At 72.2% G+C, this 17,093-nt stretch carries 16 protein-coding genes; 12 read left to right on the top strand and 4 right to left on the bottom strand.

What is annotated here, in order from left to right; translation table 11 throughout:
• Nucleotides 1–3 precede the first annotated feature (3 nt).
• The 4 genes from K7C98_RS38150 to K7C98_RS38135 all read left to right on the top strand — a co-directional run bounded on the left by K7C98_RS38150 (nucleotide 4) and on the right by K7C98_RS38135 (nucleotide 4,363).
• Complete coding sequence (locus K7C98_RS38150) at nucleotides 4–954, top strand: HTTM domain-containing protein (protein WP_224196828.1); 951 nt, start codon at nucleotides 4–6, stop codon at nucleotides 952–954.
• 413 nt (nucleotides 955–1,367) lie between these two features.
• Nucleotides 1,368–2,192, top strand: a complete 825-nt coding sequence (locus tag K7C98_RS38145; protein ID WP_224196827.1) for an alpha/beta hydrolase — start codon at nucleotides 1,368–1,370, stop codon at nucleotides 2,190–2,192.
• The gene (locus K7C98_RS38140) at nucleotides 2,189–3,055 is read left to right on the top strand and encodes a M48 family metallopeptidase (RefSeq protein ID WP_224196826.1); all 867 of its coding nucleotides are present in this window, start codon (nucleotides 2,189–2,191) and stop codon (nucleotides 3,053–3,055) included. The genes K7C98_RS38145 and K7C98_RS38140 overlap by 4 nt, the downstream gene beginning before the upstream one ends.
• 84 nt (nucleotides 3,056–3,139) lie before the next feature.
• Entirely contained in the window at nucleotides 3,140–4,363 is a 1,224-nt protein-coding gene (locus tag K7C98_RS38135; protein ID WP_224196825.1) for a hypothetical protein, read from the top strand.
• Nucleotides 4,364–4,550: 187 nt separating this feature from the next.
• Here the strand turns inward: K7C98_RS38135 and K7C98_RS38130 are convergent, their stop codons facing one another.
• Complete coding sequence (locus tag K7C98_RS38130) at nucleotides 4,551–5,414, bottom strand: ATP-grasp domain-containing protein (protein WP_224196824.1); 864 nt, start codon at nucleotides 5,412–5,414, stop codon at nucleotides 4,551–4,553.
• Between the two features lie 171 nt (nucleotides 5,415–5,585).
• Here K7C98_RS38130 and msrA point away from each other — a divergent pair, with 171 nt between their 5' ends.
• A complete protein-coding gene (gene msrA, locus K7C98_RS38125) occupies nucleotides 5,586–6,194 on the top strand; it encodes a peptide-methionine (S)-S-oxide reductase MsrA (RefSeq protein WP_224196823.1) in 609 nt (202 codons plus the stop codon).
• Nucleotides 6,195–6,211: 17 nt separating this feature from the next.
• Here the strand turns inward: msrA and K7C98_RS38120 are convergent, their stop codons facing one another.
• Nucleotides 6,212–6,712: a hypothetical protein gene (locus tag K7C98_RS38120; RefSeq protein ID WP_224196822.1), complete on the bottom strand. Its 501-nt coding sequence runs from the start codon at nucleotides 6,710–6,712 to the stop codon at nucleotides 6,212–6,214.
• Nucleotides 6,713–7,016: 304 nt separating this feature from the next.
• Here K7C98_RS38120 and K7C98_RS38115 point away from each other — a divergent pair, with 304 nt between their 5' ends.
• The 6 genes from K7C98_RS38115 to K7C98_RS38090 all read left to right on the top strand — a co-directional run bounded on the left by K7C98_RS38115 (nucleotide 7,017) and on the right by K7C98_RS38090 (nucleotide 14,299).
• Nucleotides 7,017–7,664 carry an RNA polymerase sigma factor gene (locus tag K7C98_RS38115; RefSeq protein WP_224196821.1) on the top strand — a complete coding sequence of 216 codons (648 nt, stop codon included), beginning with the start codon at nucleotides 7,017–7,019 and terminating at the stop codon, nucleotides 7,662–7,664.
• Nucleotides 7,665–8,011: 347 nt separating this feature from the next.
• The gene (locus K7C98_RS38110) at nucleotides 8,012–8,902 is read left to right on the top strand and encodes a hypothetical protein (RefSeq protein ID WP_224196820.1); all 891 of its coding nucleotides are present in this window, start codon (nucleotides 8,012–8,014) and stop codon (nucleotides 8,900–8,902) included.
• Nucleotides 8,899–9,762: a hypothetical protein gene (locus K7C98_RS38105; RefSeq protein ID WP_224196819.1), complete on the top strand. Its 864-nt coding sequence runs from the start codon at nucleotides 8,899–8,901 to the stop codon at nucleotides 9,760–9,762. The genes K7C98_RS38110 and K7C98_RS38105 overlap by 4 nt, the downstream gene beginning before the upstream one ends.
• Nucleotides 9,763–9,827: 65 nt before the next feature.
• Nucleotides 9,828–11,150, top strand: a complete 1,323-nt coding sequence (locus K7C98_RS38100; RefSeq protein WP_224196818.1) for a hypothetical protein — start codon at nucleotides 9,828–9,830, stop codon at nucleotides 11,148–11,150.
• Between the two features lie 32 nt (nucleotides 11,151–11,182).
• Nucleotides 11,183–12,367 carry a hypothetical protein gene (locus tag K7C98_RS38095; RefSeq protein WP_224196817.1) on the top strand — a complete coding sequence of 395 codons (1,185 nt, stop codon included), beginning with the start codon at nucleotides 11,183–11,185 and terminating at the stop codon, nucleotides 12,365–12,367.
• Nucleotides 12,368–12,574: 207 nt separating this feature from the next.
• The gene (locus K7C98_RS38090; protein ID WP_224196816.1) at nucleotides 12,575–14,299 is read left to right on the top strand and encodes an N-acetylmuramoyl-L-alanine amidase; all 1,725 of its coding nucleotides are present in this window, start codon (nucleotides 12,575–12,577) and stop codon (nucleotides 14,297–14,299) included.
• Nucleotides 14,300–14,356: 57 nt separating this feature from the next.
• On the opposite strand, the gene K7C98_RS38085 is transcribed toward K7C98_RS38090, so the two are convergent.
• On the bottom strand, nucleotides 14,357–15,241 hold the full coding sequence (locus K7C98_RS38085; RefSeq protein ID WP_224196812.1) for a hypothetical protein: 885 nt from the start codon (nucleotides 15,239–15,241) through the stop codon (nucleotides 14,357–14,359).
• A gap of 136 nt (nucleotides 15,242–15,377) precedes the next feature.
• Entirely contained in the window at nucleotides 15,378–16,259 is an 882-nt protein-coding gene (locus tag K7C98_RS38080) for a hypothetical protein (protein ID WP_224196809.1), read from the bottom strand.
• Nucleotides 16,260–16,417: 158 nt separating this feature from the next.
• Here K7C98_RS38080 and K7C98_RS38075 point away from each other — a divergent pair, with 158 nt between their 5' ends.
• Nucleotides 16,418–17,083, top strand: a complete 666-nt coding sequence (locus K7C98_RS38075) for a 2-hydroxychromene-2-carboxylate isomerase (protein ID WP_224196808.1) — start codon at nucleotides 16,418–16,420, stop codon at nucleotides 17,081–17,083.
• Nucleotides 17,084–17,093 lie beyond the last annotated feature (10 nt).

Genomic DNA, 17,093 nt, shown 5'->3' with positions numbered 1-17,093 from the left:
GACATGTCCCGAGCGACAGGTCCCGAGCGCCATGGCCTCTTCGACATGCTCCAACGGGCAGCTCGTGCCGTCGACCGCTGGTACCGCCCCGTCGCCGCCCCCGAGCGCCTGGCCGCCCTGCGCCTGCTCGTCGGCGGCTTCGCCGTCGCCTACCTCGCGCTGCGGATGCCCAACCTGCTCGGACTCCACGGCCTCGGCGGCTTCCACCCGGTCGGCGTCGCCTCGATCCTGCCCGCTCCGCTGCCGCCGGCCGCCGTGGTCGCCCAGGCCGTCCTCGCCCTGCTCCTCGGCCTCGCCTTCACCCTCGGCCTCGCCTTCCGCGTCAGCGGCCCCGCGTTCGCCCTCGCCCTGCTGTGGGTCCTCACCTACCGCAACGCCTGGGGCATGATCTTCCACACCGAGAACCTGCTGGTCATGCACACGCTCGCGCTCGGCTGCTCGCGCGCCGGCGACGTCTGGTCGCTCGACGCCCGCCGGGCCCGCCGCCGCGGCGCCGCACCACCTGTCCCTTCGACCAGCTACGGCTGGCCCCTGCGCCTGCTCGCCCTGCTCACCGTCGGCTCCTATTTCGTCGCCGGCGTCGCCAAGCTGCGCCTGTCCGGCTTCGGCTGGGCCACCTCCGACCTGCTGCGCAACTACATCGCCTACGACAACCTGCGCAAGCACCTGCTCGGCGACTGGTACTCGCCGCTCGGCGGGTGGCTGGTCGGTTACGCCTGGCTGTTCCCGCCGCTGGCGACCGCGAGCCTGCTGCTCGAGCTGCTCGCCCCCGTCGCCCTCGTCGGCCCCAAGCTGGCCCGGATCTGGGCGCTGCTGGCCTGGGCCTTCCACCTCGGCGTGTGGGCCATCATGGCCATCTTCTTCCCCTACCCGCTGCTCGGCCTCGCCTTCGCCCCGCTGTTCGCCGTCGAGCGCCTGCCGCTGTTCCGCCGCCTCGCCCGCCCGCGACGCTGAAAGCCAGACCGAGAGCCGCGCGCCCGAAGGCGCGAGATCAGTTCTCGGCATCCGTGAAACGGATTTCTCCGCTCACGGGCCCTTGAGATCGCCGAGGCCTCGCGGACGCAGTGGTTGCCGGGCGCGTGGGGCGTAAAGTCATCCCTGAACAGGGCTGACCTCCCCGAGCGCCCCGCCCTGCCGGCTCACCTCGACCTGGCCTTTCAGCCAGCTGGGCTAACTCCGCCGGCCTCCGCGACCTGCCCCTTCAGTCAGCCGCTCCGCCCCGCCCCGCGGCCTCCCGATCGCCCGCGCCGTCACCACCTGACCTTTCAGCCAGCCCGGCCGCCGCGCCCGCCCTGGGCGGCGGCCCGCCCGCGGCGCGCCCCTGGACCGGACTCGCCCGGTGTGCCACGCTACGCGCGCCGATGTCCGTGCGCGTCCGTCTCCTCCTCCTCGCCGCGCTGGCGGCCTGCGAGCCGGCCGTGCAGCCCGCGGCCGCGAGCGCCCCTCCGGTCGCGCCTCCGGCCGCCCCGCCGGCTCCCGCCCCGGCCCCGCCCGCCGCACCGGCCCCCGCGGTCGCCCCGGTCTCCACGCCGTACCGCCAGCTCGCCGGCCTCGAGTACGTCGAGGTCGTCACCGGCGAGGCTGACCCCGAGGCCAGGTTGCCGCTGATCGTCGCCATCCACGGCCTCGGCGATCGCCCCGATCGCTTCGCCGCCCTCCTCGACGGCTTCCCGGGGGCCGCCCGCATCATCCTCCCGCGCGGCCTCGACGTCCTCGACGAGGGCGGCTTCTCGTGGTTCCCGATCCGCGCCCGCAGCCCCGACGTCGCCGGCCTGGCCGGCGGCATCGCCCGCGCCGGCGACGCCCTCGTCCCGTTCGTGCGCGAGCTCGTCGCGGCGCGTCCCACCCTCGGCAAGCCGGTCGTCACCGGCTTCTCGCAGGGCGGCATGCTCTCGTTCTACCTCGCCACCCGCGCCCCCGATCTGTTCGCCGCCGCCTTCCCGGTCGGCGGCTGGCTCCCGCCGCCGCTGTGGCCGCGCAGCAAGCCCGAGGGCGCCCCGCCGATCTTCGCCCTCCACGGCGCCGCCGACAACGCCGTCAAGCTCGCGCCCACCGAGCAGGCCGTCGCGCACCTCCAGGGCCTCGGCTGGAACGCCCGCCTCAAGGCCTGGCCCGACGTCGGCCACGCCATTCCCCCCACCATGCGCCGCGAGCTCCACCAGCGCATCGAGACCGCCCTGCGATCGCCATGAACGCCAGCGCCCCCGACAACAACAAGAAACAGCGCAAGCTGCGGACCTACCCCGGCCTCGGCGCCCGCGACTTCATGCACCCGTGGGACATCAAGGCCACCGCCGCGCTCCACCGCGTCCCCGGCTTCGACCGCCTGATCGCCAAGGTCATGGAGTACGGCCTCGAGCGGATCCTCTACCTCGAGAACATCGCCGACAACGTGCGCGTGACCGAGAAGATGTTCCCGCGGCTGTACCGCTACCTCAAGTGGAGCTGCGCGATCCTCGGCGTCGAGGAGCCCGAGCTGTACGTCAGCCTCGACCCCGTCCCCAACGCCTACACCTACGGCCACACGCGGCCCTTCATCGTCCTCACCTCCGGCCTCGTCGACGTCCTCGGCGAGCAGGAGCAGTTCTTCGCCGTGGCCCACGAGGTCGGCCACGTCAAGTGCGAGCACTCGCTCTACACCACCGTCGCCCGCAACATCGCCGCCGTGATCGAGATCTTCAGCCAGGCCACGCTCGGCCTCGGCTCGCTGCTCGGCAAGGGCATCGAGCTGCCGCTCTACGACTGGATGCGCAAGAGCGAGCTGTCGGCCGACCGCGCCGCGCTGATGTGCGTGCAGGACAAGGACGTCGCCCTGCGCACCTTCATGAAGCTGGCGGGCGGCGCCCAGAAGCTCTACGCCGAGATGGACCAGGACGAGTTTCTGCGCCAGATCAGGGCCTACGAGGAGGCCGACGAGTCGACCCTCAACAAGGTCTACAAGTTCCTCATCACCGCCATGCGCACCCACCCGTTCCCGATCATGCGCGCCAAGCACCTCGACGAGTGGATCACGAGCGGCGACTACGACCGCCTCGCCCGCAGCGCCGCCGAGTGAACGCGCGAGGAGGTCGTCGGCCTCGCCCGGCCGCGCAGCCGCGCGCGTTGCCCGGCGACCAGGCGGACGATACCGTACGCGAGCATGGCCCCCGAGATCGATCACGCCGGCTGGTCCTGCACCCGTGAGGCCGGGGCGCTCGTGCTGACGCACCCGCAGCGCGGCGAGGTCGTCCTGCTCGGCCGCGCCGCCCGCCTCCACGACCTCGCCGACGGCCGGCGCACTGTCGCCGAGCTCGCGGCCCTGCTCGAAGCTGTCCCCGAGGACATCTTCGCCGCGCTCGACGAACTCGCCGACCACGGCCTCTTGCGCGCCCGCGTCGCCCCGCCCACGGCCGCCCGTGGTCTCGGTCGGCGCGAGGTGCTGGGCGTCCTCGCCGGAGCCGCGGCCGCCGCCGTCGCGCCGAACCTCGCCCTCGCCGCGCCCGACAAGACCCCCGCCCTCGCCTCCGAAACCGCCACCGCCCTCGCCCCGCCGCACGAGCACCTCCACAAGGAGAGCGCCAGCAAGTCCGAGCAGCAGCGCAAGCTCGCCGGCGGATCGATCTCCGAGGCCGCGCAGCCGTTCGTCCTCGCGGTCACCGCCGAGGAGAGCGCCAGAGCCGGGGCCGACCTGCTCGGCGCTTACGAGTCCGCGGCCAAGCGCGCCGACTCGCCCGCCGAGTCGGCCGCGAAGCAGCGCGTCGACATGCCGCCCGCGCTCGCCGGCGCCCGCGAGTCCGAGCGCAAGCGATCCGTGGCCACGCTGGTCGCCGAGGAGGAGTCGGCCAAGGCCCTCGTCGACCCGCGCACGCGCGGCCTCACCGGTGAGGTCGCCGCCCTCAGCGCCCGCGAGCAGCACACCAAGCTCGCCGGCGACTTCGGCCCCGACCACGAGCAGACCCACAAGGTGCTCCTCGCTGCGCGCACGTCTCAGCGCCAGAAGGCCGACGAGCAGAGCGCCAAACAGCTGCAGCAGGCCCAGGAGGCCCGCTGGCAGGCCGACGTCGCCGACGGCCGGCGCGCCGAGCAGCACGACAAGGCCCACGAACGCGCCCGCGAGCAGCAGCACAAGGGCCACGGGCAGCAGGTCGAGCGAGCCGCCGAGCAGCGTGAGAAGCACCGCGACGAGCAGCTCGAATTGTTCCGCCGCCGCCGCGCCGAGTCGGAGTGGATCGAGTCGACCCTGGCCGCCCGGGCGAAGACCAGCAAGGAAGCCGAGCAGGGCCACAAGGCGCGCGCCGGCGAGGAGGCCCAGAAGCGCGACGCCGTGCTGCTCGACCTCAAGGCCCGCGAGCACGCCGCCAAGTCGCGCGCCAAGCCCGGCTGAGCCGGCCCCGTCGCCGACCTCCATCGACATGACCCCAGGGACATGTCCACGCCACCGCGGCCGCGGGCGACGCCGAAGGACATGTGCATGAAGGGCCCGTCACCGCGGCTGCCGGCGCGCCGAAGAACACGCGCATTTGAACATGTTCCAACGCGCATGTCGCTACCGACATGTACTTTCAGCGATATCAAGCGCCCATCGTCAGCCGCCGCGACTTCGCCAGCAGGTGCTCGAGCATCGCCCCCGCCACGTCGATCCCGCCGACCAGCTGCGCCTGCGGGAAGTAGCACGGGAAGTTGGCCTCGAGCAGGTAGAGCCGCCCGCTCGCGTGGGCCAGGATGTCGACCCCGGCGAACTCGCGGCGGATCGCCCGCGTCGCCGCCACCGCCAGCTCCGTCAGCGGCGACGGCGTCGACACCACGTAGTCGGCCGGATCGCCGGACGGCCCGCTGCGGAAGTCGTCGGGGTACGGGTGATTGCGATAGGCCGCGACCGCCCGCGACCCGACTACCACCACGCGCCAGTGCGCCGCGCCGGCCACGTACGCCATCAGCTGCGGCGCGCGGCCGGCCGCGAACAGGTGGTCGAGCACCGACGCCAGTGACGCGAAGCTCTCGAGCAGCATCACCCCCACCCCGCCCTCGCCGCCCGGCACCTTGACCACCACCGGCAGCCCACCCACGCGCTCGACCGCGCGGCGCAGCTGCGCGCGGTCGTTGTGCAGCAGCGTGATCGTGCGCGGGATCGGCAGGCCGCGGCGCGCGAACAGCAGCGGCGCCGCCGCGCCGTCGAAGAACAGCGCCTCGCCGTCGGCGTAGAAGGTCGCCAGCCCGTCGGCGTACAGCGCCTGCTCGACGCGGACCGCCGCCGACGACACCGCCGGGCGGAACAGCATCGCCCCCGCCGGCAGCTCGACCTCCTCGCACGGGTCGAAGCGCCCGGCGTCGACCGGCACGTACGTCACGCCTCGCGCCGCGCAGGCCGCCGCCAGCAGCTCCGTCGTGGTCGCCGGCACGGTCGCGTCGGTGACGCAATAGAACGGCGGCGGCATGACCCGAAGGACAGTAGGCCGCCGCGCCGCGTCGCACAACCCCGGCGGAGCCCGGCCGTCTTCGTCCTCCGCGAGGCGCTCGCGGTTCTGACCGGCGCAGCAGAGCGGCGGCCTCCGCTCGCCCCGCGTGTAACATCGCCGTCCCCACGCACGTAGCCGAAAGCGCCCGCCATGTTCACCACCACGCGAAGACTGTTCCTCGGCCTGCTCGTCCTCGCCGCCTGCGGCTCCACCGAGTCCAACCACAAGAAGCCCGCGCCCGCGTCCGCCCCCGCCGTCGGCGCCGAGGTCGGCTACTTCGCCGGCGGCTGCTTCTGGGGCGTCGAGCACTTCCTCGAGCAGCTCCCCGGCGTCCTCGACGTCGAGTCGGGCTACATGGGCGGCGGCCTCGACGCCCCCACCTACGAGCAGGTCTCGAGCGGCGACAGCGGCCACGCCGAGACCGTGCGCGTCACCTTCGACCCGCAGAAGATCGGCTACGAGGCGGTGGCCAGGCGCTTCTTCGAGATCCACGACCCGACCGAGATCGATCGCCAGGGCCCCGACGTCGGCACCCAGTACCGCTCCGCCGTGTTCGTCACCGGCCCCGAGCAGCGCGCCGCCGTCGACGATCTGATCGCCAGGCTCAAGGCCAACGGCTACGCCGTCGCCACCACCGTCGAGGACGCCGGCCGCTTCTGGCCCGCCGAGGAGTACCATCAAAACTACTACGTCCGCACCCGCAAGACCCCGTATTGCCACATGCCGGTGCCACGATTCGACCAGCCCGCCCGCTCGTGATCACCGGCGCGCGCGACTCAACGCCGACGTCGTTCGCGCTCCGCCAGGAGCCATGCCAGGTCGGATCGATCCTGCAACGCCTTCGTCGAACCCGGCTCGCGGCGCGTCGCGGAGGCCCGCTTGGCCGCGATGAGCGACTCCAGGCCCATCGTCGGCACATCCGGCACCCCGGCGATGTTCAGCAAGACGCGATCTTTCCAGGCCCGAGCAAAACCGACGCCGACGATCCGGGTGAGCACATCGATCCGGTCCGGTTCGACGCCCATGTAGAAGCCCTCCCCGGGCCGCGAGAGGTCGTCCACGGTGAGTTGAAAATACTCGAGCGAGACCGCCGCAAATGCTCGCACTGCATCTGCAAGACGGCGGGCGTTCGTCGGCGTCGCCTCGACGAGCACGTCGATGTCACCGGTCGAGCGCACATACCCGTGCGCAGCCAGGGCATACGCGCCCACGACGACGTGCCTAACGCCGGCCACCGATAAGGCGATCAGGAACTCCTGGACGTCGCTCTCGGACATCGGCGCCTTGCTGGGCGATTGCATAGAGTCGCGCACTGAGCCGGCGCATCGCCTCGACCCGCTGCGACGGCGTCATGTCGCGGTACGCCTCGTGCGTGTCGGGGAACGAGCCGGAATCGGCGACCTTGCCGCCTTTCAGCCGGGACGCCGGGATTTCGCGCGCGGACACGACCGGAAGATACCCAGCGGTCCCGCGAACCGCCACTGCGCCGCGACCGCCGGCGCGAATTCGCCCCTCTCTCCGTCTCGCCACCTCGCGTGTAATCCCTGCCGGCCTCGCGGTAAGACGCCATGAGCCCCCCGCATGAGCGTCCCGAGCCCCCGCGCTGCCCGTTTGGCGGCCAGTCATCTCCGCGCCGTCGAGCGGGCCGCGGACGATTGCGGGGCTCCCACGCCAGCGCTCATCGCGCGCGCCTGCGCCGGGGACGTCGCCGCCTGGGCGCACCTCTATCAGCTGTGTTTCCCGGCCGTCTTCCGCCAGCTCCGCTACTACACCGGTGACACCGGCGTCGCCGAGGAGCTGGCGCAGGAGGCCTTCGCCCAGGCCATGGCCGGCCGCGAGCGCTTCGACCCCGCGCGCAGCTTCCAGGGCTGGCTGCACGGCGTCGCCCTCAACGTCGTGCGCAAGTACTGGCGAAGGCAGCGCAACACCTCCGCCGCGCACGCGCGCCTCGAGGCGATGGGCCGCACTTGCCCGCCGACCGGCGCCGGCCCTGACGACGCCCACCTCCAGCGCGAGCGCAGCCGCGTCCTCTACGCCGTCCTCGCCGAGCTGCCCGAGCGGCTGCGCGAGGCCTTCCTCGTGCGCGAGCTGCAGGGCCTGGCGACCGACGAGGCCGCCGCGCTGCTCGGGATCAGCCCGGGCAACCTCAACGTCAGGGTCTGCCGCGCCCGCGCCCAGATCCACGCCGAGCTGCGCCGCCTCGGCTGGCTCCCCGGAGGTGCGCCGTGACCGACGAGCGCCCCCTCGACCCCTTCCTCGACGCCGCCGTCGCCGAGGCCGAGCGCGCCGCCACGCGCCCGTCGCCCAGCTTCGCCGCCGTCCTCGCCCGCGCCCACAGCCTCGCGCCCGGCGCCGTGCCCCCGCCGGCCGCCGCCCCCCCGCTCACCGCCTTGCCCTCAGGACATGCCCCGATCGCCATGTCCTCCGAGCCATCCCCAGGCCGAACCGACGCCGGCCGGGGCGTCCTGCCCGCCCGACCTGCCGGGTCCGCGGCCCCCGCTCCGGGACATGCCCCGCGAGACATGTCCTCCGGCACATCCAGCGCCCCTCGCCCCGCCGGACATGCCCCTGGCGCCATGTCCGTGGAAACATCCGCCGACCCGCACGCCGCCGCCCTCGCCCCCTTCCTGACGGCCGCGCGCGGCCTCGCCGACGCCGACATCGCCGTCCGCCTGCGCCGTCCGCCCCCGCCGCTGCCGCGCCCCCGCTCGCGCGTCGCCCCGCTGCTGCTCGCCGCCGCCGCCGTGCTGCTGCTCCTCGCCGTCCCGGGCGCCCTGCGCCGCCTCGCCGATCGCACGGGCGGCAGCCTCACCGGCGCCCAGGCCGACGACACCGTCCGCCACGGCCCGCAGGAGCACCGCCCCGAGCTGCGGGCCCCCTCACATCATGTCTCCAGGGACATGCCTCCTGCGACATATCCCGAAGGGCATGTCCCGGAGACCATCTCTCCCTCCCCCGCCGGACCCCTCGCCCCGGAGCTCGGCGCTCCCGCGGCCCTCGCCCCGGCGGACTCGCCCGCCGAAGCTGCCCGCCCCGAACCCGCCCCCGGCTCGCCCGCGCGCCCCGCATCACCTGTCCCTTCGACCAGCCCGCGCCCCGACCCGCTGGCCGCCGAGCTGGCCCGGCTCGACGACGAGGCCGAGGCCCTGCTGCTCGCCGGCGCCCTCGACGACGCCGACGCTCGCTATCGCCAGATGATCGCCATCGGCGGCCGGCGCCCCGCCGTCGAGCACGCCTACGCCGACCGCTGGCTCCTCGCCCGCCGGCGCGGCGACGACGACGGCCACCGCGAGCTCCTGCGCACCTACCTCAAAAAATTTCCGCGCGGGCGCTTCGCCGACGAGGCCAGCGCCGGCCTGTGTCGGCTCGCCGGCGTCGACGCGCGCCCCGGCTGCTGGCGCGACTACAACGACCGCTTCCCCCGGGGAGCCTACCGGCGCGAGGCCGAGGAGGCGATCGGCCCATGAAGGCGCCCTGTCCTCGCCTCGCGTGCTTCCTGCTGCTCCTCGGCTGCGGCATCGACACCTACGTGCTCGAGCTCGACAGCGCGGGCGACGGCACCACCACCACCGCCCCGACCTCGCTCGACCCCGCGACTGCCACCATTACCGCGCCGACCACCACCACCGACGCCGCCACCACCACCGACGACACCAGCACCGGCGACCCCGGGAGCACCACCTGCGGCCTGCCCGACTGCGGCGTCACGCCCGACGGCGTCTGCGATCCCGCCGACAAGTTCGATCCCGACTGCGACGACGACGTGTGCAACTTCGCCGACCCGCTCGACCTCGACTGTGACGACGGCTGGTGTCCCGACGACAACCTGATGGATCCGGACTGCAACGACGGCGACTGCAACCCGATGAACCCCGGCGACGCCGACTGCGACGACGGCTGGTGTGACCCCATGGACGTCGACGACCTCGATTGCGACGACGGCCTGTGCGACATCATGCTCGACCCCGCGGATCCCGACTGCACCGACGGCGTGTGCGACGGCGATCCCACGGACCCTGACTGTCAGACCTGCCAGCCCGGCGACCCCAATTGCAGCGACGGCATGTGCGACCCGATGAACCCGGCCGACCCCGACTGCATCATGTGCGCCAGCGACGCCGACTGCCTCGTGGGACAAGTCTGCGTCAACGGCCTGTGTGCGTGTCAGGACCCGAACTTGCCCTGCGGCAGCGACGGCATGTGCGACCCCGACGTCATGGGCGACCCCGACTGCGGGGACGGCCTGTGCGATCCCATGCAGCCGCTCGATCCCGACTGTACTGACGGCGTCTGCGACCCGATGAACGCCGACGATCCCGACTGTTGAGAGTTTTAAAAATTGTTCTTCGCCGGACTTTGACCGCCGTCCGGCCCCATCCATCAAGGAGCCCCATGCGTACGCTTTCACGCCTTGCATCGATCGTCTCGCTCACCCTCCTCACCGGCCTCGCCTGCCAGCTCGGCCCGAAGAACGGCGACGATGCCGGCATCGACGACGACACCGGCGACGAGCAGCCGGTGTGCGACCCGAACCAGGCGATGGATCCCGACTGCTGGGACGGCGTCTGCGACCAGAACAACGCCGACAACGACCCCGACTGCTGGGCCCCGCCGAGCGACGGCGTCTGCGAGATGGACCCCGGCGATCCCGACTGCCAGCCGCCGTGCCCGGACGACAGCCCCGATTGCCCTGACAACGTGTGCGACCCGATGAACCCCGCCGATCCCGACTGTGGCAGCGGCGGCGACGGCTGGTGCGACATCGACATCATGGGCGACCCCGACTGCGGCGACGGCCTGTGCAACCCGATGAACCCCGAGGACCCCGATTGCGCCAATTGCGACCCGAACGCCCCCGGTTGCGGCGGCGGCGACGGCGTGTGCAATCCGATGGACCCGACCGACCCCGACTGTCTGCAGTGCAACGCCGACTTCGACTGCCCCGCCGGCCAGCTCTGCGTCAACGGCGCCTGCAACGGCGGCGGCGACGGCTGGTGCGACATCGACGTGATGGGCGACCCGGACTGCGGCGACGGCGTGTGCAACCTGATGAACCCCGCCGATCCGGACTGCCAGAATCAGTGCCAGGACCCGAACGATCCCGACTGCCCCGACGGCGTGTGCGATCCGATGAACCCCGCCGATCCGGACTGCAACAATTGCCCGCCGGGAGATCCGTTCTGCCCCGACGGTCAGTGCGATCCGATGAATCCGATGGATCCGGACTGCTGGTTCATGTGCGTCAGCGACGCCGACTGCCCCATGGGACAGGCGTGCGTGGACGGCCTGTGCACCTGCCAGCCGGGCGACCCCGACTGCCCCGACAACGTGTGCGACCCCAACAACCCGGCCGACCCGGATTGCTGGCAGTGCGATCCCGACGACCCCATGTGCCTCGACGGCATCTGCGACCCCAACGTCCCGGGCGACCCGGATTGCTGGCAGTGCGACCCCAACGACCCGATGTGCTTCGACGGCGTGTGCGACCCGATGCTGCCGTTCGACCCCGACTGCCCGTTCGTCTGCGCCGCCGACAGCGACTGCGGCCCCGGCAGCGTGTGCGTCAACGGCGAGTGCGTGTGCAACGGGATCTTCTGCCCCGACGGCATGTGCGATCCCAACGACCCTCAGGACCCCGACTGCGGGCCCCAGCAGTGCAACGTCGACGCCGACTGCCCGCCCGCGCAGGCGTGCCTCATGGGCGTGTGCCAGTGACCCCCCCGCGCTGCTAACATCCGCCGCCCCGCATGACGCAGGCGGCGCTCCTCCTCGCGGCGCTCCTCGCCGCTCCCACCCCGGCGCCGGAGCCTCCGCCGTCGCCGGCCGCGGCCGCGCGCGCCTCGACCCTCGTCGTGCGCGCGCGCGGCCTCGACGAGCGGGCCCTGGCCGGCGCCCTGCGCCCGCGCTCGGGCGGCGCCGGCGTGGTCCTGCTGCGCGACGTCACCAGCGTCGACCCCGACCACACCTTCGTCGACGTCGAGCTGCAGGCGGCCGGATTGACCGTCACGATCATCGTCCGCGACGGCCGCGTGTTCGTGCGCCGCGGCCCCGGCGGCGGCCCCCGCGACGCCGCCCGCCTGTGCGCCTCGATGCTCGCCGCGATCGCCGACGACGCGCTCGCGCCCCTGCCCGAGCGCGCCACCAGCCCCGCCCTCGCCGCCGGGCCTTCGGAACAGGTCTCCGAGGACATGCCCGAAGGGCCAGCCGCCGATCTCCCGCTGGCCGTCCCGGTGCCGCCCGCACCCGGGCCTGAACCGGAGCCTGTCCCTCAGGACATGTCCCCGCGACCCGACCCGCTCGACGTCGTCGAGCCCGCGCCGGAGCGGGCCTCGCCCTCACCTGCCCCGAAGGCCATGCGTCCGACCGTCGAGCTCGCGCTGTCCGGCGGCCCGCTGTTCGGCCTCGGGGCGCCGGACGCCGACGTGCGCGGCGGCGGCGGCGACGTCCGCGTCGATCTCCGCGGCCCGCGAGCCTGGCTCGTCACCGCGGGCGTGCGCGCGGCGGGCCACCTCGTCAAACGCATGGGCCCGGCAAATCGTGAAGAGCAGTTCGGCCTGGCGCGCGTCCGCGTCAGCGTCGGCGCGGGCGCGTGGCTCCGCCGCGGTCGCTTCGAGCTGCGCGCGACCGCGAACCTCGCGGTCGAGCCGTGGCTGGTGACGCACGCGAACCGGCGCGTCCGCCCCGGTGAATCGGTCGCCCCGGCGCCCCTCCTCGGCGGACACATCCGTATCGCCCCGACCTTCGCCGTCACGAGCCGGTTGCATCTCGGTGCATTCGCCGAGGTGGCCGCCAGCGCGACCCCGACCGGTAACGCCGTGCGCGTCCGCCTCGGCGAGTCTCGCCTCTTCACCCTGGGCGGCCTCGAAGCGAGCCTCGGAATCGAGCTGCGCGTGCATCCGTGGGCGAAACAGCCGAAACAGCGACCGGACTGAAGCAGGTTCTATCGCTGTGCGGGCCTCTGCATCGCGCTCCGTGATGACCCGAGTCCATGCAAGTCGTGAGTGAGTCGTGAACGTGTGACGTGGACTACGGCCCCCGTGCGTTCCGGAAGGAGTCTTCCTTCGTCCCCCCCTTGATTCTTGTTCGTACTCCGGCCTATAGGGGCGATGATGCTGCGGCTCGTCTGTACACGCACCCTCATGATACTCCCCCTGCTCGCCCTCGCCTGCGAGAACGACGACGGCGGGCGCTACGGGGACGAAACCGGCAACCAGCCGATCGACGTCCCCGACCCGGTCGACCCGCCCGAGGCCGACCCTGGCGAGTTCCTCGAGGGCATCGACGGCGAGTTCCTCCGCGCCTCGGAGGAGTTCGACGTCCCGGTCTCGATCCTCAAGGCCATCGGCTTCGTCGAGTCACGCTGGGAGATGGTCGAGGGCCAGGTCGAGTTCGACGGCCGCGACGCCGCTTACGGCACCATGGCGCTGCGCGGCAAGAACCTCGAGCGCGCCGCCCAGCTGCTCGAGGTCTCGACCGACGAGATCAAGGCCGACCGCGAGACCAACATCCGCGCCGCCGCGGCTGTCCTCAGCGACATGGCCGACGCCGAGGGCATCGACCGCGCCGACCTCGGCGCGTGGGCCCCGTCGATCGCCGCCCTCGCCGACATCGGCGACCAGGCCGCCGCGATCGCGTACATCCACTACGACGTCTACGGCATCATCAAGAACGGCCTCGAGGTCGTCGACAGCGACGGCAACGTCATCTCCAAGATCGACCCCGAGCCCACCGTCGAGCCCAACTACGACGGCACCGGCGGCCCGGTGCTCAACAGCAACCCCGACTACCCGGGCGCGATCTTCCGCAGCTCGCCCAACATCGGCAACCGGCCGGCCGGCACCAACGGCAAGGTCCGCCTCGTCATCATCCACTCGTGCGAGGGCGCCTACTCGGGCTGCTGGGGCTGGCTGGTCAACAAGCAGTCGGGCGTCAGCGCCCACTACGTGGTCAAGGAGGACGGCTCGGAGATCTCGCAGCTCGTCAAGGAGGACAAGCGGGCCTTCCACATCGCCGCGACCTACAAGAAGAGCCTCAACGGCGGGCAGGAGGCGGCGCTCGACGGCGTCGGTTGCAACAACTTCACCGTCGGCATCGAGCACGCCGGCTTCGCCAAGCAGGCCACGTGGAACAACAACCTGATCCAGCAGTCGGCCAACCTGGTCTGCAACATCACCAAGCGCCAGGGCATCCCGATCGACAAGTACCACATCGTCTCGCACGGCCAGCTGCAGCCCAACAACCGCATCGACCCCGGCCCGAACTGGCCGTGGGCGACCTACTTCAACAAGATCAACGCCGCATGCGGCGGCCAGCCGGAAGACCCGCCGCCGGAGGAGCCGGATCCGAACGACCCGCCGCCCGACCCCGAGGATCCGCCGCCGCAGCCCGAGGATCCGCCGCCGCAGCCCGAGGACCCGCCGCCGGCGGGCGTCGACCCGGCCGAGATCATCATCGACAGCAGCAACGGCAACAACAACGCCGCCATCGCCAAGTTCAACGCCTCGGCCAACTGGGCCGCCACCGCCGCGACGCCGGGCTTCTACGGCAGCAACTACCTGTTCGCCTCGGTCTCGCCGATCAGCGACGCCGCCGAGTTCTCGTTCTTCCTCAACAAGGCCGGCAGCAAGAAGGTCGAGATCTGGTACACCGCCGGGACCAACCGCGCCCCCGACGCCCCGATCGTCGCCTTCGACTCCGCCGGCAAGAACCTCGGCACCGTGAAGGTCAACCAGCAGGCGAACGGCAAGCAGTGGGTCGCCGTCGGCACCTTCAACTTCACCGCCGGCTGGAACAAGATCGCGGTGTCGCGCTGGACCACCGGTAACTACGTCGTCATCGCCGACGCCATCCGGATCAGCAACTGATCCGGCCGCGCCGCGCCGCAACAGCGCCCGCCTGCGTCCGTCGCAGGCGGGCGTCGCTCATTCGTCGAAGTCGTACTGCACCGAGTACTCCACGCACTCGCCGGCCGGCGCCTGGTCGACGCGGACGTACAGCCGCGCGTTGTCGTTGAGCAGCCCGCAGTCGAGGTTGAATTCGACGTCGCCGTCGCCGCAGCACCCCGGCAGCCCGTCGGGCGAGTCGGCCTCGCTGATGCCGGCGCCGCAGTTGAAGTTGCCGTTGCCCTGGTCGCAGTCGACGAACACGCACAGGCGCACGTCGTCGCTCGCGGTCACCGAGTGAGCCACGTTGGGGCCGATGATGCAGAGCGCGTTCCAGGTCCCGTGGTACGAGAACCAGTCCGCGTCGCCGTCGCTGTCGAGCACGCCCTCGAACGTCCCCGCCATCGCCCCGCAGCCCTGCTCGCCGAGGTCGACCGCGTTGCCCTCGGCGTCGTTCGGCTCGGGCCCCGGGTCCTCGCAGATCCCGCTGCCGGTGGTCGTGTCGTCGCCGCCGGTGGTCGTGTCCGTGGTGCCCTCCGTCGTCGTCGTGCCCTCCGTCGTCGTCGTCGTCTCGCCGGTGGTCGCGGTCACGCCCGTCGTCGTCGTCGTCGTCGACGTCGGCTCCAGCGTCCCGTCGCTGTTGGAGTTCGACCCGCCGCCCTCGCACTCGCAGGCCCCGTAGCTCTTGCCGTCGGCGTTGCACGTCTGCGAGCCCATGTTCGCGTTCGGGCAGGTACACGCCACCGTCGACCCGGGCACGCACAGGTCGTCGTCGCCGCCGGTGGTCAGCGGCGTCCCCGACGTCGAAGTCTCGGTCCCGCTGCTGGTCCCGGTGTCGGTTTCGCTCGCGCTGCCCTGGATCGGGGCTTCGCCGCACGCCGCGACGACGAGCGAGGTGAGAATGACGAGAGGAGGGATCCGCATGCCCTCCGATTATCACACGAGAGCACAGGTCACGAGCTCATTCGTCCGTCGCTCCGAGGCGGATGAGACGACGAACACACCCGTCGGCCCCCGGACCGCGGAGCACCGCGGACCGCGGGCCGGCGAGGCGCGGGCATCAACCGCCCGAATAGCTGTACTGCACTTCGTAGTCGACGCACGCATCGGCGGGCGCCTGATCGAGGCGCACGAAGATCTGCGCGTTCTCCTCGCCGCCCATGCAGTTGAGCGTGAATGTCACGTCGCCGTCGCCGCAGCAGCCGGGGCGGCCCTCAGGCGAATCTTCGGCGGCGGTGCCGTCCTGGCAATCGAAGTCCGGCGTGCCCATGTCGCAATCGGCGAACACGCACAGGCGCACCGAGTCGCTCGCCGTCAACTGATGCGCCGCATCGGGGTCGCCGAAGCCGCAGAAGCCGCCGAACTCGCCGTGGTACTGGTACCAGTCGACGTCGGCATCGCCGCTCAGCACGCCCGTGATCGTCTGCGCCTCGTCGTTGCAGCCCTGGTTCATCAGGTCGACCGCGCTGCCCTCGTCCTCGTTCGGCTCCGCCCCCGGGTCGTCGCAGGTCACGCCGGTGGTCGTGTCGGCCTCGGTGGTGCTCGACGTGCCCGGATCGGTGCTCGTGCCCGGATCGGTGCTCGAGCCCGGATCGGTGCTCGTGCCCGGGTCGGTCGTCGGATCGGGCGGCATCGTCGTCGTCGGCGCGTCGCTGTCGGAGTTCGACCCCCCGCCCTCGCACACGCACTCGCCGTAGCCGTTGCCGGTCTGATTGCACACCTGCGCGCCCGCGTCGCCGTTCGTGCACGTGCACGCGATGCTCTGCCCCGGCACGCAGCCGGCGCCGCCGCTGTTCGACGTCGCCGGCTCGTTCCCGGTGCTGGTGTCGGTCCCGGTCTCGGTGCCGGTGCCGGTGTCGGAATCGGTGCTCTGGATGTCGGGGACGGTCCCGCAGGCCAAAAGACCAAAGGTACTGACGAGGACGAATGAAGCAATCCGCATTGTTGCCCACTACCACACCCCGAGCGCGCCCTGAAAGCCTCTTCGTCGGCCCGTACGCGCCGCGGCCGGCCACGAGTGCGTGCGCGGCCTTCACACGACGTCCACATTCGCTGCCCGCGGGGGCTCCACACCGCATCCATCATTGCTAACCTCGGCGCATGGCCGACACGATCGACTTCTTCTTCGACGTCATCTCGCCCTACGTGTACATCGCCGACGCGCTGCTCGCCGGGCTGCGCGAGCGGCATCCCGGCGTCACGATCGTGTATCGACCGATCCTGTTCGCCGGGGTGCTGAAGCACTGGGGGCAGCTCGGTCCGGCCGAGATCCCGGCCAAGCGGGTGTTCACGTTCAAGGACATCCTGCGCCGCGCGGCCGAGCACGGCCTGCCGCTCCGCGGTCCGGCCTCGCACCCGTTCAATCCGCTCACCGCTCAGCGGGCGATCCTCGCCGCCGCGCCCGAGCAACGCGCCGCGGCCACCACCGCGATCCTCCGCGCCGGCTGGGCCGAGGGCGGCGAGCTCGGCGACCCGGCCGTCATCGCCGCCGCCCTCGACCGCGCCGGCCTGCCCGGCGCCGCGCTGGTGGCTCGCGCCGGCGACCCGACCATCAAGGCCGCCCTCGCCGCCGAGTGCGAGCACGCCATCCGCCTCGGCGTGTTCGGCGTGCCGAGCTGGCTGGTCCGCGGCGAACTGATTTGGGGTCAAGACCGCCTGCGCGACGTCGAGGCCGTCCTCGCGGGCCGCGACCCCGTGCGACCCGAGGCGATCGATCCGCTGCTCACCCGTCCCGCCTCGGCCCAGCGCCGCGGCGCGGGCGGTTAGCGCCGCGACC

Origin of the sequence: Nannocystis pusilla (genome assembly GCF_020073745.1) — a bacterium.
Lineage (GTDB): Bacteria > Myxococcota_A > Polyangia > Nannocystales > Nannocystaceae > Nannocystis > Nannocystis radixulma.
This window is presented reverse-complemented; position numbering and strand designations above follow the sequence as displayed.